This is a genomic window from Caulobacter sp. 17J80-11, from assembly GCF_014349105.1.
GTDB lineage: Bacteria > Pseudomonadota > Alphaproteobacteria > Caulobacterales > Caulobacteraceae > 17J80-11.
The window spans coordinates 152,440-169,496 of record NZ_JACSJI010000008.1; the positions used below are offsets into that span (position 1 = coordinate 152,440).

19 protein-coding genes are annotated in these 17,057 nt (G+C 73.0%); 11 read left to right on the plus strand and 8 right to left on the minus strand.

Annotated features, from left to right (window positions below):
• Window positions 1-69: 69 nt before the first annotated feature.
• Both H8B08_RS10590 and H8B08_RS10595 read left to right on the plus strand, forming a co-directional pair.
• Window positions 70-1,278, plus strand: a complete 1,209-nt coding sequence (locus H8B08_RS10590; RefSeq protein WP_187450161.1) for a multidrug effflux MFS transporter — start codon at window positions 70-72, stop codon at window positions 1,276-1,278.
• 203 nt (window positions 1,279-1,481) lie between these two features.
• Window positions 1,482-2,117, plus strand: coding sequence for a DUF1345 domain-containing protein (locus tag H8B08_RS10595; RefSeq protein WP_187450162.1), 636 nt, complete (start codon window positions 1,482-1,484; stop codon window positions 2,115-2,117).
• Between the two features lie 183 nt (window positions 2,118-2,300).
• Here H8B08_RS10595 and H8B08_RS10600 read toward each other — a convergent pair whose 3' ends face one another.
• The 3 genes from H8B08_RS10600 to H8B08_RS10610 all read right to left on the minus strand — a co-directional run bounded on the left by H8B08_RS10600 (window position 2,301) and on the right by H8B08_RS10610 (window position 4,554).
• Window positions 2,301-3,308, minus strand: coding sequence for a dienelactone hydrolase family protein (locus H8B08_RS10600; protein ID WP_187450163.1), 1,008 nt, complete (start codon window positions 3,306-3,308; stop codon window positions 2,301-2,303).
• Window positions 3,308-3,889 (minus strand): TetR/AcrR family transcriptional regulator, encoded by a 582-nt coding sequence (locus H8B08_RS10605; RefSeq protein ID WP_187450164.1) that lies wholly within the window; start codon window positions 3,887-3,889, stop codon window positions 3,308-3,310. Before H8B08_RS10605 ends, H8B08_RS10600 begins: the two co-directional genes overlap by 1 nt.
• Before the next feature lie 185 nt (window positions 3,890-4,074).
• A complete protein-coding gene (locus H8B08_RS10610; RefSeq protein WP_187450165.1) occupies window positions 4,075-4,554 on the minus strand; it encodes a VOC family protein in 480 nt (159 codons plus the stop codon).
• Between the two features lie 336 nt (window positions 4,555-4,890).
• Between H8B08_RS10610 and H8B08_RS10615 the strand changes: the two genes are divergently transcribed.
• The 4 genes from H8B08_RS10615 to H8B08_RS10630 all read left to right on the plus strand — a co-directional run bounded on the left by H8B08_RS10615 (window position 4,891) and on the right by H8B08_RS10630 (window position 9,065).
• Window positions 4,891-5,538: a YceI family protein gene (locus H8B08_RS10615; RefSeq protein ID WP_187450166.1), complete on the plus strand. Its 648-nt coding sequence runs from the start codon at window positions 4,891-4,893 to the stop codon at window positions 5,536-5,538.
• An 87-nt stretch (window positions 5,539-5,625) separates the two neighbouring features.
• Entirely contained in the window at window positions 5,626-6,612 is a 987-nt protein-coding gene (locus H8B08_RS10620; RefSeq protein WP_187450167.1) for a zinc-binding dehydrogenase, read from the plus strand.
• Window positions 6,609-7,589: a Gfo/Idh/MocA family protein gene (locus H8B08_RS10625; protein WP_187450168.1), complete on the plus strand. Its 981-nt coding sequence runs from the start codon at window positions 6,609-6,611 to the stop codon at window positions 7,587-7,589. Before H8B08_RS10620 ends, H8B08_RS10625 begins: the two co-directional genes overlap by 4 nt.
• Before the next feature lie 189 nt (window positions 7,590-7,778).
• Entirely contained in the window at window positions 7,779-9,065 is a 1,287-nt protein-coding gene (locus tag H8B08_RS10630; RefSeq protein ID WP_187450169.1) for an amidohydrolase family protein, read from the plus strand.
• A gap of 200 nt (window positions 9,066-9,265) precedes the next feature.
• Here H8B08_RS10630 and H8B08_RS10635 read toward each other — a convergent pair whose 3' ends face one another.
• Both H8B08_RS10635 and H8B08_RS10640 read right to left on the minus strand, forming a co-directional pair.
• Entirely contained in the window at window positions 9,266-10,330 is a 1,065-nt protein-coding gene (locus H8B08_RS10635; RefSeq protein ID WP_187450170.1) for a GNAT family N-acetyltransferase, read from the minus strand.
• Window positions 10,327-11,139: a DJ-1/PfpI family protein gene (locus H8B08_RS10640; protein WP_187450171.1), complete on the minus strand. Its 813-nt coding sequence runs from the start codon at window positions 11,137-11,139 to the stop codon at window positions 10,327-10,329. Before H8B08_RS10640 ends, H8B08_RS10635 begins: the two co-directional genes overlap by 4 nt.
• A gap of 87 nt (window positions 11,140-11,226) precedes the next feature.
• On the opposite strand from H8B08_RS10640, the gene H8B08_RS10645 reads away from it, so the two are divergent.
• Window positions 11,227-12,186, plus strand: coding sequence for a GlxA family transcriptional regulator (locus H8B08_RS10645; protein WP_187450172.1), 960 nt, complete (start codon window positions 11,227-11,229; stop codon window positions 12,184-12,186).
• A gap of 139 nt (window positions 12,187-12,325) precedes the next feature.
• Here the strand turns inward: H8B08_RS10645 and H8B08_RS10650 are convergent, their stop codons facing one another.
• On the minus strand, window positions 12,326-12,520 hold the full coding sequence (locus H8B08_RS10650; protein ID WP_187450173.1) for a hypothetical protein: 195 nt from the start codon (window positions 12,518-12,520) through the stop codon (window positions 12,326-12,328).
• Window positions 12,521-12,664: 144 nt separating this feature from the next.
• Between H8B08_RS10650 and H8B08_RS10655 the strand changes: the two genes are divergently transcribed.
• From H8B08_RS10655 to H8B08_RS10665, 3 genes are all read left to right on the plus strand, one after another.
• Window positions 12,665-13,015: a DUF3147 family protein gene (locus H8B08_RS10655; RefSeq protein WP_187450174.1), complete on the plus strand. Its 351-nt coding sequence runs from the start codon at window positions 12,665-12,667 to the stop codon at window positions 13,013-13,015.
• Window positions 13,016-13,025: 10 nt separating this feature from the next.
• Window positions 13,026-13,370 carry a gamma-glutamylcyclotransferase family protein gene (locus H8B08_RS10660; RefSeq protein WP_187450175.1) on the plus strand — a complete coding sequence of 115 codons (345 nt, stop codon included), beginning with the start codon at window positions 13,026-13,028 and terminating at the stop codon, window positions 13,368-13,370.
• A gap of 105 nt (window positions 13,371-13,475) precedes the next feature.
• On the plus strand, window positions 13,476-13,808 hold the full coding sequence (locus tag H8B08_RS10665; protein WP_187450176.1) for a hypothetical protein: 333 nt from the start codon (window positions 13,476-13,478) through the stop codon (window positions 13,806-13,808).
• A 113-nt stretch (window positions 13,809-13,921) separates the two neighbouring features.
• Here the strand turns inward: H8B08_RS10665 and H8B08_RS10670 are convergent, their stop codons facing one another.
• Window positions 13,922-14,809, minus strand: coding sequence for a hypothetical protein (locus H8B08_RS10670; RefSeq protein ID WP_187450177.1), 888 nt, complete (start codon window positions 14,807-14,809; stop codon window positions 13,922-13,924).
• 301 nt (window positions 14,810-15,110) lie between these two features.
• Window positions 15,111-16,349, minus strand: coding sequence for an alpha/beta fold hydrolase (locus tag H8B08_RS10675; protein ID WP_187450178.1), 1,239 nt, complete (start codon window positions 16,347-16,349; stop codon window positions 15,111-15,113).
• Between the two features lie 151 nt (window positions 16,350-16,500).
• Between H8B08_RS10675 and H8B08_RS10680 the strand changes: the two genes are divergently transcribed.
• Window positions 16,501-17,057 (plus strand): PDZ domain-containing protein (locus tag H8B08_RS10680; RefSeq protein ID WP_187450179.1); only part of this gene is annotated, 557 nt, incomplete at its 3' end.

Here is a 17,057-nt window from a genome sequence, read left to right on the forward strand (position 1 = left end):
GACGTCTGTCGCAGCGGCGCCGCCCCGTTCGTCCTCGGGGCCGCCCCCTCGTGTCCAAGCGAAAGCCCCATGGCCCGCCAATTCCTCAAGACCGCCCTCGTGCTGGGCCTGATCACCGCCGTCGGCCCGTTCGCGGTCGACATGTACCTGTCCGCCCTGCCCTCGATCGGCGCGTCGCTGAACGCCGACGCCGCGGCCGTGCAGATGACCCTGACCGCCTACTTCCTGACCATCGGGCTTTGCCAGCTGGGCTACGGGCCGCTGTCGGACATGATCGGGCGCAAGCCGCCGGTCTATGCCGGCCTTATCCTGTTCGCGATCGGCAGCGTCGGCTGCGCGCTGGCCCCCAACGTCGAGGCGTTGGTCGGCTTCCGCGTGCTGCAGGCGCTGGGCGCCTGCGCCGGCATGGTGGTGCCGCGCGCCGTCGTGCGCGACCTGCACACCGGCCATGAGGCCGCCCGGCTGATGTCCATGCTGATGCTGGTGGTCAGCATCTCCCCCATCCTGGCGCCCCTGGCGGGCAGCTGGATCATCCAGGCGGTCGGCTGGCGCGCGGTGTTCTGGACGGTGGCGGCCCTGTCGCTCCTGGGGCTGGGCCTGGCCTGGTTCGCCCTGCCGGAGACCCGGCCGGCCCACGCCCGCGCCGGGTCCAGCTGGGCCGGCGCGATCGGCGCCTACCGTCAGTTGCTCGTCGATCCGCAGTTCATGGGCCTGACCCTGGTCGGCGGGGTCGGCGTCTCGGCCTTCTTCATCTACCTGGCCCAGTCGCCCTTCGTGCTGACCGGCGCGTACGGCCTGAGCCCCGTCCAGTACAGCCTGTGCTTCGCGCTGAACGCGGTCGGCTTCTTCGGCGCGGCCCAGTTCACCGCCCGCCTGGCGCGCCGCTTCGGCATGGCGGCGACCACGCGCGGGGCGGTCGCGGGCTTCGCCGCCACCCTGGTGCTGCTGGCCGCGGTCATGGCGCTGGGCGCCCAGCAGCTGTGGGTGATGGCCGCCCTGCTGTTCGTCGCCTACGGCTTCCTGGGCCTGGTGGTGCCGACCACCGCGGTCATCTCCATGGAGCCGCACGGCGAGATCGCCGGCGCCGCCTCGGCGCTGATGGGCGCGACCCACCTGTTGGTCGGCGCCGCCCTGATGACGCTGGCCGGCCTGTTCGCCGACGGGACGCCGCTGCCGATGGTCGTCGCCATCGCGGCGTGCGGGGTGATCGCCCTGCTGATCGCCCTGCCGGTGCTGCGCGCCCCCGCCCGGGCGGAAGCGCAGGCGGCGGCGGAGTAGGCTTTCCCTCTCCCGGTCGGGAGAGGGAGGGACCCGCGTCGCGGAGCGACGTGGGAGGGTGAGGGACACGGGAGCGTGCAGGATCAGGCGCGCCAAGGCCGCCGCCGGCCCTGACCCCTCATCCTCCCGCGCGTCGCGCGGGCCCCTCCTTCTCCCTCTGGGAGAAGGGAAAGAAGCCGCGCCCCGGCCGTTTTCTTAGCGCCATGGCCTCGCGCAAGAACCTCTTCGTCCGCCACATCCGCTTCTACGCCTCGGCCCTGCTGGGCGTGGTCGTTTGGCTGGCGACGCCGGGGCTGGAGCGCGCGCTCAGGCTGGTCCTCGCCGGCGACGTGTTCTTCGCCGCCCACCTGACGGCCATGGGGCTGATGATGGCGCGGGCCAGGGGCGCGATGTTCATGGACCGCGCCCGGCTGGACGACGACGGCATCGTGCTGATCACCCTGATCACGCTGGCGGTCGTGGGCCTGAGCCTGGGCGCCATCTTCGCCCTGCTGAACAGCCCCGAGCGGCCCGGCGCCTTTCGCCTGCTGGTCTCGATCGCCAGCGTGCCGCTGGGCTGGCTGACCCTGCACACGGTCGGCGCCTTCCACTACGCCCACGCCTACTATTCGAAGCGGCGGCCCGGCGGGTTGGCCTTCCCCGGCACGCCCGAGCCCGGCGCGGTCGACTTCCTCTACTACTCGTTCACGGTCGGCATGACCGCCCAGGTCTCCGACGTCAGCGTCGAGACCAGCCCCCTGCGCGCCCTGACCGTCGCCCACGGAATCGTGTCGTTCTTCGTCAACACGGTGCTGGTGGCGCTGGCGGTGAACATCATCGTGCTGGTGGCGAAGGGGTGATCCCTCTCCCGGTCGCTACGGGACGTTGCAAGCTTTGCTCTGCGCTTGAAGTCCGTATGTCCCGACGAAAGTCGGGACCCAGATACATCAGCGACGTCAGTGGGTTTCACCTGGGCCCCGACGTTCGTCGGGGCATACGGAGTTTTGGCGGCGGCATGTCGCAACAGGCCTCTGGGAGAGGGGTCATTCGCCCAGCGTGCGGTCGAAGAACGCCACCACCTGCCTGTTGAACGACTTGTGGAACGCCGTGCGGTCGAAGCCCTCGGGGTCGCGGCACAGCATGGGCGGCAGCAGCACGCCGGCCGGCCCGCACGGGGCCAGAAAGGCGAAGTGACCGGCCCGCATGACGGTGTGGAACTCCGCCTCCGGCAGCTGGTCGCGCACCAGGCCGGCGTTGGTGGCCGTCGGCACGGAGGTGTCGGCCGCGCCGGTCCACAGCTGCACCGGCGCCCTCACGTTCTTCAGGCCGTCCGGCGCGAAGGCGAAGCCGACGCCCGGCGCCGCCACCACCGCGGCGCGGACGCGCGCGTCGTGGGTCCAGCTCTGCGGCGCCGTAAGGTCCGGCTTCATCAGCTGGCAGGCGAACTCCGGCGTCTGGCGGCAGTGCGCCGCGATGCTGGCCAGGTCCGGCGTGCCGCCGGCCACGATCAGCGCCGTCGTGCCGCCGGCCGAGAAGCCGAACACGCCCACCCGGGCCGGGTCCAGCCGGGCGCGGTCCTTCCAGGCGCCCAGCAGGAAGTCGTTGACCCGCACCACCTGGCGGGCGCGGTCGGGGAACCAGGCGGCCGTGCCGACCGCGCTCTGGTCCTGGTAGTTGTCGCCCGGGTGCATGGGCGCGGCGACGACATAGCCGGCCTCGGCCAGGGCGAGCGCGGTGTCGATATGGCTGACCGGGCCGGCGCCGGTGCCGTGGGTGATCACCACCAGCGGGTGGGCGCCCGGCGCGACCGCCCCGCCCGGGGCCAGCCGCGCGAAGCCCGTCCCCATCCAGGTCAGCTTCGGCTTCGCCTCGGTCGGATAGTACAGCGTCACCGGAACGGCGGCGTGGCCCGGGTCGGGGGCCAGCACCCGGGTCATGCCGACCGGCGTCTGCGGCGTGCGCGCGCTCAGCAGCAGGCTCGCGGCCAGGCTGGCGACGGCCAGGACGACGAGCGCCAGCGCGGCGCCGACCAGCTTCAGAACAAGCTTCATCACCCCACCCCATCCGTCTGATTTGTCAGAAGACTTTCGAACGCCGTGGCCATGGACGCGTCATAGCTGGCGCGAAACTGCGCCTCGCTCGCGAACCGCCGGGCCCGCTGCATGGAGACCAGCCCCTGGGCCAGGGCGGACAGCAAGAGCGCCACCTCCAGCGCCGGGGCCGGGCGCATCCGCCCCCGCCCCTGCGCCGCCTCGACCTTCGCCATCATCAGGCCGAACACCGGCGAGCGGTTCGCGTCCTCGGGAAAGGTGCGCGCCTTGCGGGCGGGCAGCAGAAACGTGGCGTCGAACTTGTGCGGCTGCTCCAGGGCGAAGTCGCGGTAAGCGCCGATCAGCCGCGTGAGCCACTCGACCGGATCGTCGGTGTCGATCGCCAGCGCGATCGCCTCCCAGGCCTGAAAGCCGTCGTCCATCAGGGCGTCGACCAGGGCGTCCTTGTCGGGAAAGTGCCGGTAGATGGCCATGGCCGACATGCCGGCGCGCCGCCCCACTTCGCGGATCGACAGGCCCTCCAGCCCTTCGCTTTCGAAGAGCGCGCGGGCGGCGGCGAACAGGCGGTCGCGGGCGGTCATGCGTACACCGTACACGGGGCTGTGTACGGTGTAAACACGCCTGTCGACCGCCCACCACTCGTCACCCTCGGGCTTGTCCCGAGGGCCCAGTCATCCGGTGCGCGAAGTCTTCAGGACTGAGTGCGAGCTGAACACTGGGCCCTCGGGACAAGCCCGAGGGTGACGGACCTCGGACCCCTGCGGTGCTATTCCCCCGCGTAAGCCTTCTCCAGCTTCGCGATGTCGAGCTTGGTCATCTGCATCATCGCCTCCATCGCCCGGCGCGCGCCGGCCGGGTCGTCGCCGCCGACGGTGTCCCGGATCTGGATCGGGGTGACCTGCCAGGCGACGCCGAACTTGTCCCTCAGCCAGCCGCACTGGCTGTGCTGGCCGCCGCCGGCGACCAGGGCGTCCCAGAAGCGGTCGACCTCCGCTTGCGTCTCGCAGTTGACCGTGAAGGAGACCGCGTCGGAAAAGCCGAACCCCGCGGGGCGGCCGTTCAGGGCGTTGAACACCTGGCCGTCCAGCTCGAACACGCACAGCATCACCGCGCCCTTCGGCCCCGGCCCGGCGTCGCCGTAGCGCATGACCTTGATCACCTTCGAATTGGGGAAGATCGAGACGTAGAAGTTCATGGCCTCCTCGGCCTGGCCTTCGAACCACAGGAAGGGGTGGATCTGCTGCATGGGGCGGCTCCTCTGCTGAGCGGTCGAGCACAGGAACGTACGAGCGCCGTCCATTCCGACACCGCCGTTCGAACTTTTTCGCCTTCTCCCCTTGAGGGAGAAGGACGGAGCCCGCGCCCCGGAGCGGCACGCGGGGGGCTGCGCGGGAGGATGAGGGGTCGCGCGAACCCTCCGGAACCCGGCGCCAAAACCTGCCGGAGATCGGCCTGCGCCAGCGAGACCCCTCATCCTCCCGCACTGACCTCCGCCCTTCGGGCTCCGGTGCGCGGGTCCCTCCTTCTCCCTCAAGGGGAGAAGGGTAAAGTAGCGCTGTTCGTCCAGAGAGGCCCCCGCTCGATGCCCGTCGCCGTCCGCCCGCTCCTGCTCGCCGCCGCCGTCCTGGCGCTGTCCGCCTGCCACCGCACGCCCGAGCCGGTGAAGACCGACGTCCCGGCCGGGACCTACAAGCTGGACCCCGCCCACGCCTCGCTGGTGTTCCGGGTCAATCACCTGGGCATGTCCCACTACACCGCCCGCTTCACCAAGCTGGACGCCACGCTGGAGCTGGACCCGAAAAACCCCGCCGCCTCGCGGGTGAGCGCCACGGTGGATCCGCGCTCGCTGGAGACCGACTATCCCCTCCCCGAGCCCGACTTCGACGCCCAGCTGACCGGGCCGGACTGGCTGGACGCGGCCCGCTATCCGGCCATCAGCTTCCGGACCACCAAGGTCGAGCCGACCAGCCCCGACACCGCCGAGGTGACCGGCGACCTGACCCTGCACGGGGTGACCAGGCCGGTGACGCTGAAGGCGAAGTTCAACGGCGGCTACGCCAGCCACGCCATGGACCCGTCGGGCGCGCGCATCGGCTTCTCGGCCACCGGCGCGCTGAACCGCTCCGACTTCGGGATCAGCTACGGCGTCCCGGCCAAGGGCTCCACCTTCGGCGTCGGCGACGAGGTGGAGATGCAGATCGAGGCGGAGTTCACCCGGCCGAAGGGCTGATCGGCTGCGGGGAAGCGCGTCGGGTTCACCCGCGGGAACCTCGCCCCACCGTCACGGTTCACCCTCGCACGGCGAGGGAGAGCGGCGATGGACGGGGCGCAGGCGCGAGCGGCGACCATGCGGGCGGCGGTGCTGACGGGGCCAGGCAAGCTGCACACCGCCAAGGTGCCCAGACCCGAGCCCGGCCCCGGCCAGGTGCGCCTGCGTCTGGAGGGCTGCGGCGTGTGCGCGTCGAACCTGACGCCCTGGGAAGGCCCGCCGTGGATGGAGTTCCCGACGGCCCCCGGCGCGCTCGGCCACGAGGGCTGGGGCGTGATCGACGCGGTCGGCGACGGCGTGGACGACCTCAAGCCCGGCCAGCGGGTCGCGGCGCTCAGCTACAACGCCTACGCCGAATACGACCTGGCCGAGGCTTCGAACGTCGTGGCCCTGCCCGCCAGCCTGGACGGACGCGCCTTCCCCGGCGAGCCGCTGGGCTGCGCCATGAACATCTTCCGCCGCAGCGACATCCAGCCCGGCCAGACCGTGGCGATCGTCGGGATCGGCTATCTGGGCGCGGTGCTGACCCGGCTGGCCACTGAGGCCGGCGCGCGGGTGATCGCCATTTCGCGCCGGCCGGGCGCCCTGAAGACCGCGCGGGCCATGGGCGCGGTCGAGGCCCTCGGCATGGAGGGCCGCCACACCGTCATCGAACAGGTGCGCGAGCTGACCGGCGGCGCCTTCTGCGACCGCGTCATCGAGGCCGCCGGAAAGCAGTGGCCGTTGGACCTGGCCGCCGAACTGACCCGCGAGGGCGGGCGCCTCGTGATCGCCGGCTATCACCAGGACGGCCCGCGCCAGGTGAACATGCAGCTGTGGAACTGGCGCGGCTTCGACGTCATCAACGCCCACGAGCGCGACCCGGCCGTGGCCGTGCGCGGCCTGAAGGAAGCGGTCGAGGCGGTGGCGTCCGGGCGGCTGGATCCCGACCCCCTGCTCACCCACGCCTACCCGCTGGAGCGCCTGGCCGACGCGCTCAACGCCGCGCGGGATAGGCCCGAGGGGTTCATGAAGGCGGTGGTGACGCTGGCATGACCCGCCCCCGCGTCGGCTTCCTCGGCGTCGGCTGGATCGGCCGGCACCGCATGCAGGCCATGATCGACGCCGGCGCGGTCCAGGCCGTCGCCGTCGCCGACGCTTCGCCCGACGCCGCCGAAAAGGCCGCCCGTCAGGCCGGCTGCGCGGCGGTCGAGGGCCTGGACGAGCTGCTCGACCTGGACCTGGACGGGATCGTCGTCGCCACCCCCAGCGCGCTGCACGCCGAGCAGGCGCTCCAGGCGCTCGCCGCCGGCTGCGCCGTCTTCTGCCAGAAGCCGCTGGGCCGCACCGCCGACGAGGTCCGCGCGGTGGTGGGCGCCGCCCGCGCCGCCGACCGCCTGCTCGAGGTCGACCTCTCCTACCGCTTCACCGAGGCCGCGCGGCGGGTGCGCGAGCTGGTCCGCGACGGCGCGCTGGGCCGCGTCTATGCCGCCGACCTGACCTTCCACAACGCCTACGGGCCGGACAAGCCGTGGTTCTACGACCCGGCCCTGTCGGGCGGCGGCTGCGTGATGGACCTGGGCGTCCACCTGGTCGACCTGGCCCTGTGGACGCTGGACTTCCCCTCGGTCCAGACCGTGCGCGGCCGGCTCTACGCCGCCGGCGAACCGCTGGGCGGCCGCACCTGCGTGGAGGACTACGCCACCGCCGAACTGGCGTTGGCGGGCGGGGTCAGCGTGCGGCTGGCCTGCTCCTGGAACCTGCCGGCCGGGCGCGACGCGGCCATCTCCGCGGCGCTGTACGGGACCGGCGGCGGGGCCGAGCTGAGCAATGTCGGCGGCTCGTTCTACGACTTCGAAGCCTGGCGCTGCGAGGGCCCCAAACGCGAGGCCCTGTGCGCCCCGCCCGACGCCTGGGGCGGCCGCGCCGCCGTCGCCTGGGCCCAGAGGCTGGCGGCCGGCGAGCGGTACGACCCTCAGGCCGAACGGCTGGTCGCGGTGGCGGAGACGCTGGACCGGATCTACGGGCGCTAGCCCCCTGTCGTCACCCTCGGGCTTGTCCCGAGGGCCCAGCGTTCAGCTGGCGCCCCGCCCTGACGGCTTTGCGAACCGGAGGACTGGGCCCTCGGGACAGGCCCGAGGGTGACGCTGAAATGCACGGCGGATTGATCTGGAGGGCTCCGCTCCGCCATACGGGGTACGAACCTTCCGGAGACCGCCGTCGTGCGACGCCTTCTCGCGGCTGCCGCCGCCGCCCTCGCGATCAGCGCCCCCGCCCGCGCGGCCGAGCCGGCCAGCACGCTGCTCAGGCCCGACCGGGTGTTCACCGCCGAGGACGGCCAGGCGCACGCCGGCTGGGCGGTGCTGGTCACCGGCGACAGGATCGCCGCCGTCGGCCCGGCCGCGCAGATCGCGGCGCCGGCCGGCGCCCGCGTCGTCGACCTGCCCGGCACCACCCTGCTGCCCGGCCTGATCGACGCCCACTCGCACCTGTTCCTGCACCCCTACGACGAGACCCGCTGGGACGATCAGGTGCTGAAGGAGACGCTCGCCACCCGCACCCTGCGCGCCGGGGCCCAGGCGCAGGCCACCCTGCAGTCGGGCTTCACCGCCGAGCGCGACCTCGGCACCGAGGGCGCCGGGAACGCCGACCTGTCGCTGAAGCGCGCCATCGACTCCGGCATGATCGAGGGCCCGCGCCTGGCCATCGCCGGCCGCGCCATCGTCGCGCGCGGCGCCTACGGCCCGGCCCGGAAGAACTACAGCGGCGACTTCGACCCGCCGCAGGGGGCGCAGGAGGTCTCCGGCGTCGACGAGATCGTGGCGGCCGTGCGCGAACAGGCCGCCGACGGGGCCGACTGGATCAAGGTCTACGCCGACTATCGTGTCGGCCCGAACGGCGAGCCGATGGCCACCTTCTCGCTGGAGGAGCTGAAGGCCCTGGTCGCCGCCGCCCATGACCTGAAGCGCCCCGTCGCCGCCCACGCCTCCACCGACGAGGGCGCGCGCCGCGCGACCCTCGCCGGCGTCGACACCATCGAGCACGGCCAGTACGTCAGCGAGGCCACCTTCCGCCTGATGGCCGAGAAGGGCGTGGCCTGGATGCCGACCCTGACGGCCCACGAGGCCTACGGCCAGTACTTCCAGGGCTACGTCGCCGGCAAAAGCCCGCCCACCGACGACATGGCCGCGGCCGACAAGGCCTTCCACACCGCGCGCAAGCTGGGCGTCGTCATCGGCCTGGGCTCCGACGTCGGCGTCTTCCGCCACGGCGACAGCGCCCGCGAGCTCAACTGGATGGTCCGCGAGGGCATGACCCCGGCCGAGGCGCTCACCGCCGCCACCGCCGTGAACGCGCGGGTGCTGGGCTGGCAGGACCGGGTCGGCAAGGTGAAGCCCGGGCTCTACGCCGACCTGGTGGCCGTGCAGGGCGATCCGACGACGGACATCACCGCCGCGGGGAAGCCGGTGTTCGTGATGAAGGGCGGGAAGATCGTGCGGGAGCGCTGAGAAGCGACGCCCCAACCATCCCGTCATCCCGGCCGCAGCGGAGCGAAGCGCAGCGGAGAGCCGGGACCCAGCCAGCGCGTGGCTAGTTGCAGCGCGGATCCGCGGCGTTCAGGTCGAGCTTGCTGGGTCCCGGCTCTCCGGCCCGCTGCGCGGGCCTACGGCCGGGATGACGGAACAAGAATGCAAAGCCGCACGCCCCCTCACCCCGGCGCCAGCACCGCGGCCAGGTCGTCCAGTCGGCGGAACATGCGGTCCGGACGGGCCGCGGCCAGCGCCTTTTCCGTGGCGTAGCCCCACGTCACCGCCGCGCTCGCCAGCCCGGCCTTGCGGGCCGCCTCCACGTCTCGGGTCTCGTCGCCGACGCTGAGCACCTGGCCGCGCGGCACGCCGGCCGCGCGCACCACGCCGGCCAGCTTGCGCGCCTTGCCGAACATCGCGGCCTCGCAGGCGAACCGCCCGACCGTCGCCGCCGCCGGCCCCAGCGCGCGGCGCACGTTGGCCTCGGCGTTGGAGCTGACCACCGCCGTCTCCACGCCGGCCGCCGCCAGCCGCTCCAGCAAGGCCGGCACGCCGGGGAACAGCGGCGCGGGCGCCTCGGCGCTTAAGGCGCGCATGTGCTTCGCGATGGCCGGCAGCTTCCAGGCCGGCACGCCCAGGGCTTTCACGATCTGGCGGCTGGAGCGGCCGCGCAGGCGCTCGATCTCGGCCGCGTCGGCGGTGCGGAAGCCGTAGCGAACCGCCACCTGGTTCAGCACCCCGATCATCCACTCGGCGCTGTCGGCGAGCGTCCCGTCGAAGTCGAAGATCACCAGCCGGTAGGGCGGCGTCCTCAGCTTGCGCATGCGCCAGACCTCGGCTGGAGCGCCGGCGAAACTGATCTCGCGCCGGCCCTCGACCACGTAGCCCAGCCGCTCGTACAGCCGGCGCGCGTCGGGGTTCACCGTGAACACCGACAGGGTCACGTCGCCGGCGACGCGCGCCTCCGCCGCCGCCAGCAGGGCCGAGCCGATCCCCCGCCCCTGCCGCGCCGGATCGACGAACAGGTTGGCGACGTGGGCCCCGATCAGTTCGACCAGGCCTGCGACCTCTCCGTCCGCCACCGCCACCAGCCGCACCTCGGCCGGTTCCAGCGGCGCCTCCGGCGTGAACCGGCCGGCGCGTTCGGGCATGCGCGCGCCGTAGGAGCTGAGCGCCGCGGCCGCGGCGATGCGCTGACACGCCGCCCGGTCGGCCTCCTCGAAGGCGCGGACGCTCACGCCGCTCACGCCAGCGGCCTCAGGGTGCGGGCCTCGGCCACGAAGGCCGCCAGGCTGCCCTCCATCAGTTGCCGGATCTCCGGCCGGGCGGTCTCGATCGAGCCGCCGGCGATCGGCGGCTCCGGGTCGTATTCGGCCACCAGCACGGCGGCCTCGGCGAAGGGCTGGCCGCGCAGCTCCGCCACCAGGGCCGAGCCGAAGTCCAGACCGGCCGACACGCCCGCCCCGGTGATGACGTTGTCGTCGCGCACCACGCGCTGGCGCTGGGGGATGGCCCCGAACTGGGCCAGCAGCGGCACCGCCGACCAGTGCGAGGTGGCGCGCCGGCCCTGCAGCACGCCGGCCGCGCCCAGGATCAGCGAGCCGCTGCAGACGCTGGTCACGTACTCGGCGCGCGCGGCCCGGTCGGCCATGAAGGCCACCGTCGTCGGATCGCGCGCCGCCGCCACCGTGCCGGCCGTGCCGCCGGGGGTGAACAGCACGGTCAGGTCCTCGGGGCAGTCCTTCATGGTGGTGGTCGGCTGGATGGCCATGCCCATGTCGCTGGGCACGGGCTTAAGGTCCGCCTGGTTGGTCACCAGGTGCACCTTGGCGCCGGGCATGCTCCCCAGGAAGTGGTAGGGGCCGGCGAAATCCAGGGCCGTGAAGCCGGGATAGAGCAGCATGGCGATCTGCTCGCGGCCGGTCAGCTTCAGGCCGGGAATGCGGGCGGCGAGCTCGCGCGCGTCGGCGGCCTTGGCTTTCCCGTCCTGCGCTTGGGCGGCGCCGGCGGCGGCCACGCCGGCCGCGGCGGCGATCAGGGTTCGTCTGGTCATCATCGAGGCGTCCTCTTTGGCGGGGCTTGACTACGCCCGCCCGCGCGCGGCCTAAAGGACGTTGTTCCCACGTTTCAGGACGCAGCCTGGATGCACCGGATCACCTTCCTGCTCTACGACGGCTTCCAGATCCTGGACGCCACCGGGCCGGCCGCAGTGTTCGAGATCGCCGGCGACTACGGCGGCGCCTACGCCGTCACCTTCGCCTCGGTGGCCGGCGGGCTGGTGCGCAGCTCCGGCGGCCTGACGGTGGCGACCGTCCCCCTGGCCGAGGCGAAGCTGTGCGACACCCTGATCGTGCCGGGCGCCGAGCTGGCCCACGAACGGGCGGCCGACGCGGACCTGCAGCGCGCGGTCGCCGAAGCGGCCGAAGCCGGGCGGCGGGTGGCCAGCGTCTGCTCCGGCGCCTTCGTGCTGGCCGCCGCCGGCGTGCTGGAGGGCCGCCGCGCCGCCACCCACTGGCTGGCCACCGCCGGCCTGAAGCGCCGCCATCCCGGCGTGCGCGTGGACGAGGACAGCATCTTCGTCGAGGACCGCGGGGTGTGGAGCTCGGCCGGGGTGCTGGCCGGGGTCGACCTGGCGCTGGCGATGGTGGGGCGCGACTACGGCGAGGCGGTCGCCCGCCAGACCGCGCGCAAGCTGGTGGTTTATCACCGCCGCCCGGGCGGCCAGTCACAGCACTCCGCCCTGCTGGAGATGGTCGCCCCGGACAACCGCTTCGCGCCGTTGCTGGGCTGGGCGCGCGAGCGGCTGGACGAGCCCCTGCCGGTCGAGCGGCTGGCCGAACAGGCGGCGCTCAGCGTGCGCCAGTTCACCCGCGCCTTCACCGAGGCCACCGGCGTGGCTCCCGCCAAGGCGGTCGAGCGCCTTCGGGTCGAGGCCGCCCGCGCGGCCCTGGAAACCGGCGCCGGCACGCTGGACCAGGTCGCCCGGCAGACCGGCTTCGGCAATCCGGAGCGCATGCGCCGCGCCTTCGTGAAGCTCACCGGCCGCCCGCCCGGCGCGGCGCGGCTGCGGGCCGCTCCTCCACGTCCGCCATCCCGGCCGTAGCGCAGCGAAGAGCCGGGACCCAGCAAGCGCCACGCTCGTCGCAGCGCGGGTCAGCAGCGTCAATCGCCAGCTTGCTGGGTCCCGGCTCTCCGGCCCGCTGCGCGCGCCTGCGGCCGGGATGACGGGATCTGAAGCCCTCTTACGCCTTCTCCACGTTCTCGCCGTCCTGGGCCAGTTCGGGGTGGCGGCGCACCAGCGCCTCGCGTTCGCGCGCCAGCGAGTCCCAGGTCGCCGCCATCTCCAGCAGCTGCTCGCGATGTTCGCCGACACCCATGCGGTTGGCGAGCTCGCGGCATTCGACGGCGTGTTGGTGGTACTCGGAGGCCTTTTTCATGCGCGTCCGTTTGACCGAATTTGCTGGGATGTCAACGAACGTTGAACACGTTCGGCGGATCAACCGGCCGGCGGACGGCTTCGGTCCGTCCTAAAACAACGCCCTGAATCAGGCCAAGGTCGCGCCACATCAGACGGAGGCGGCGTGTACTACCTGATCCTCAAGGCGGCGGTGTCGGGCGTGATCATCGCCCTGGTGTCGGAGATCGCCAAGCGCAGCCCGCCCTTCGGCGCCCTGGTCGCCTCGCTGCCGCTGATCTCGGTGATGGGCATGATGTGGCTGTGGCGGGACACCCACGACCCGGTGCGCATGGCGTCCCACGTCGAGGCCACCTTCTGGTACGTGCTGCCCTCGCTGCCGATGTTCCTGATCATGCCGGCCCTGCTGCGCCGCGGCGCGCCGTTCTGGCCGACGCTGGGCTTCGGCTGCGCGGTCACCATCGGCCTGTACTTCGCCATGATCGCGATCGGACCGCGGCTGGGCCTGAAGCTGTAGGGGAACCGCCATGACCGCCGACACCACCGAACGCCTGTTCTCCTACGGCACCCTGCAGCAGCCGCAGGTGCAGCTGTCGACCTTCGGGCGGCGGCTGGAGGGCCGCCCCGACGCCCTGACCGGCTGGCGGCTGGAGTGGGTGCGGATCACCGACCCGGCCGTGATCGCCGCCTCGGGCTCGGACCGCCACCCGATCCTGGTCGCGGGCGGGCCGGACGACGCGGTCGAGGGCACGGTGTTCCTGATCACCCCGGCCGAACTGGCCGCCGCCGACGACTACGAGGTCGACGACTACCGCCGGGTGGAGGCTCAGCTGCGCGCCGGCGGGACGGCCTGGGTCTACGTGAAGGCCTGACAGGAGACGGCTTCGCCGCGCCGGCGGCGGGCTTCGGCGCAAGCGCGCTGACGGCGCCGCGAAGTCGGGCCACGCAGGGAGCGCCGACACACGGAGCCCTGCCCCATGACCCGTTCGTTCCGTACCCTCGCTTGCGTCGTGTTCCCCGCCTTCGCCCTGATCCTGGCCGCCACCGCGCAGGCCCAGACGAAGCAGGTTCGCGCCCTGACCAAGGGCGAACTCATCGAAGCGCTGATCGCCCGCGACCGCGCCACCCTGGCCAAGTTCCCCAACCCGGGCGACGCGCCCGAGCTGACCCGCACCCTGGCCGAGCACCAGGCCCGGCTCAACCGCCTCAGCCCGGCCGAACGCGCCGAGCCCGCCTGCGTGCGGCCCGGCACCGACCGGTTCGTCGCGTGCGACTCGAAGGGCGCGGTCACCATCACGACCGGCGGCTAGCGAGCCACAGATCGCTCCTTCTCCCCTTGAGGGAGAAGGTTCGCCGAGCGTGTCCCCCTAACCGTCACCCTCGGGCTCCCGAGGGTGACGGCGGTGGGGGGGGCTCAGGCCCCTCACCCCACCAGCTTGTAGATCAGCTCCGTCGCGCGCTGCGGGGTCAGGCCGGGCGCGGTCATCTCCCACAGCACCGGCAGCAGGCGGGCGCGTTGGGCCGGGTCCAGGCCCACGGCCCAGCGGCGGCCGATGGCGCCGGCGGCCCATTCGGCGGCGTCCTCGGGCGTCTCCTCGCCCTCGCGCACCTCGTCCAGTTCGATGGCCACGTCCAGGGCGTCGACCAGGGCGGTCCTGAGCATGAACCACGGCTCGCCGGCGGCGCGCCGGCGCGCGATCTCGGCCTGCACGACCAAGGCCTCCTCGTGGCCCAACCGCGCGGCGACGGCCAGCCAGCGCAGGTAGGCGCCGCGGTTCTCGCTCAGGCGCTCTTCCATGGCCAGGTTCCAGGCGGCCGTGGCGTTGCCGGCGAAGGCGGCGCGCTTGAGCCAGCGCACGCCTTCCGCCCGCCAGCGGCCGCCCACCGTGGTCAGCAGCACGCCGAGGTTGGACTGGGCGTAGGTCTGGCCCATCAGCGCCGCGCGCCGGTACAGCGGCAGGGCCGCGGCCTCCTGGCCCTCCAGGTCCAGCCGCGCGGCCTCGTTGAACAGGCGCACGGCGTCCAGTTGTCGTCTTAGCTCGGGGATCCGGGGCGTCGCCTCCATGATCGTCTCCCAGGCAGCCGGTTCAGGCCCCCGCCGTTCGAGCTCGCCGAAGGGCGACTGGACCAGCAGATCGACCCGGTCGCCCAGCGCCAGGGCCTCCCCGGCCAGGCGCTCGGCCGCGCGCACCGCCTGCGCGAGGGTCGAGAACCGGCCGGCCTTCCAGCCGCGGCAGACGATCCCCCACCCCTCGGAAAAGCGCAGGACCACATAGGGCCGGACGTCGCTTTCGGGGTGGATCTGGGTCATGCCGTCTCCTGGCGAGCGGCCGGCCATTATGCGCTTTTTCACGCCGGCGATCTGTATGTTTGCCGACAAAACTCGCAGAAAACACAAACGCTTGAGCTTGCCGTCTAAGCTTACGCGCGAACCGTCGCCGTCCACACGGCGACGCCGTGGGAAGCTGCGACGGCGAGGTTGGTTCCTCGCCGGGGGTGTCCGTAAGTTGAGGGACTCCCTGACCGCTTGGGCTCGGCGGGTCAGTCGCTCTCGCGTGACCGCCCCTGACGGAGTCGCTGAAAGTCCCGGACGGCGAAGACGGCTAGCGGCGCTAGCGGGTGGCCGGCGGGCCCTCGCCGCGCGCCTGCGGACGGCCCTGCCCGCGCCGTTCTTCGGCCGCCGCCCGCTCGCCGGCCCGGCGGTCGGCCCACACGGCCTTGGCGGTGAAGGCGCGGTCGGCGAAGTCGAGCAGGCGCGCGTCGTAGGCGTCGGCGCACTCCACCGGCCCCATGTGCCCGGCGCGATCGATGCGCGCGACCTCGATGGCGGGGTTCTGCTGGGCGATCGCCTCGCCGGCGCGCGGCCGGGTGACCAGGTCCCGCCCGCCGATGAACAGCAGCACCGGGCAGCGGACCCCGGCCATCGCCCCGGTCGCGTCCCAGCGCATCATGGCCAGATTGCCCTCGGCCTGAACCGCCGGCGAGTGGCGGGTGACCAGCCGGGTCACCCGGTCCAGCTGGGCGCGGCTGGGCCGCGTGCCGAACCCGCCGACGCGCATGGCCAGGTGCGCCGAGCCGCTGAGATAGCTCTGCCAGTTCATCGCCCAGACCAGCGGGAAGAGCACCTTGTCCAGCTTCATCAGGGGCTCGAACAGCGGCTTCTGCAGCGGGGCCAGCACGGCCGACAGGGCCGTGGTCTTCAGCGGGTCGGTGTAGGTGGTGTTCTCCAGCACCAGGCCGGAAACCTCGCGCCCCAGGGCCTGCGGATAGCGGCGGCAGAACTCCTGCACGATCATGCCGCCGATGCTGTGGCCGACCAGCAGGGCCGGCCGCCCGGCCTCCAGATCGAGAACCGCCTTCAGCCCGGCCGCCAGCCGCGGCAGGTCGAGGCGACGGTCGACCGGCATTTCCGAAAGGCCCAGGCCCGGCAGGTCCCACACCACCACGCGATAGCGGTCGGCCAGCTGGCGGCGCGCCTCGCGCCACTCGATGCTGCTCAGGCCCCAGCCATGGGTCAGGATGATCGCCGGCGCCTCGGGCGGGCCGAAGCTTTCGACGTGCAGGCGCGCCCCTTCGGGCCCGGCCACGCTCTCCCGCCCCGCCTCGATCAGCGGCTCGGCGGCCGTGCCCGCGCCGGAGCGGGCGAGCAGGCCGAGCACGGGCGCGCGTCCCAGCAGGCTCAGAGCCAGCAGCCCCAGGCCCCAGTACAGCCGCGCCTCGCCGGGCTCCCCGCCGAAGGGCCGGATCACCTGTTCGGCCTGCCACCAGCTCCAGACCAGGTAGCCGCCTAAAGCCAAGACGGCGAGCGAAACAATCGCACAAAGCCTTTGTAGAACCTGAAGAAAACTCATGACGCCCTCTGGGATGGCCCCCGCCGGAACGGTTCCCCCGACCGGCGGTTCCGAGCCGACAAAGCGTCGCGCCTCTACAATATTGCAGAGGAGCCCGGCGGGGCCGTGCCCTAGGATGGCGCCGGGGATTCGAGACGCCGGGGGGCGGTTCATGCGGAGAGCGACAGGTTTGGCGGTCGCGCTGGCGGCCGTCCTGGGATGCGGCGTGGGGACGGCGCAGGCCGGGCCGGACGTGTTCGGCGCCATCGCCGGGGTCCGCGCGCCCGCGAGCGCCGCCGCGCCGGCCGCGGCGCCGGCCTGGTTCGGGGCGGCGGTGAGAGCCACCAACACCGCTTATTTCCGCTCGGAGGTGCTGAGCGTGGAGCCGGGCAGCCCGGCCGCGGCGGCGGGCCTGCGCCCGGGCGACCAGCTGGCCTCGGTCCAGAAGTCGCCCAAGACCCTGCTGAGCCCGAACGTGCTCCTGCCCGACCAGGCCAGCCTCGACAAATGGCTGGCGGGGCAGCGGCCGGGCGCGACCTTCGAACTGACCTATGTCCGCGGCGCCCAGCTCGTGAAGGCCCCGCTGACCCTGGCCGCCGCGCCCCCGGCCCGCAAGCTGGCCAGCGCCTACGACGAGCTGTGCAGGCCCGGCGCGGAGCTCGCCAGCGCCCAGGCCTGCGCCGCGCTGAAGGCCGACGCCGCCCGCGCGGCCCGCACGCCCGCCCCGGC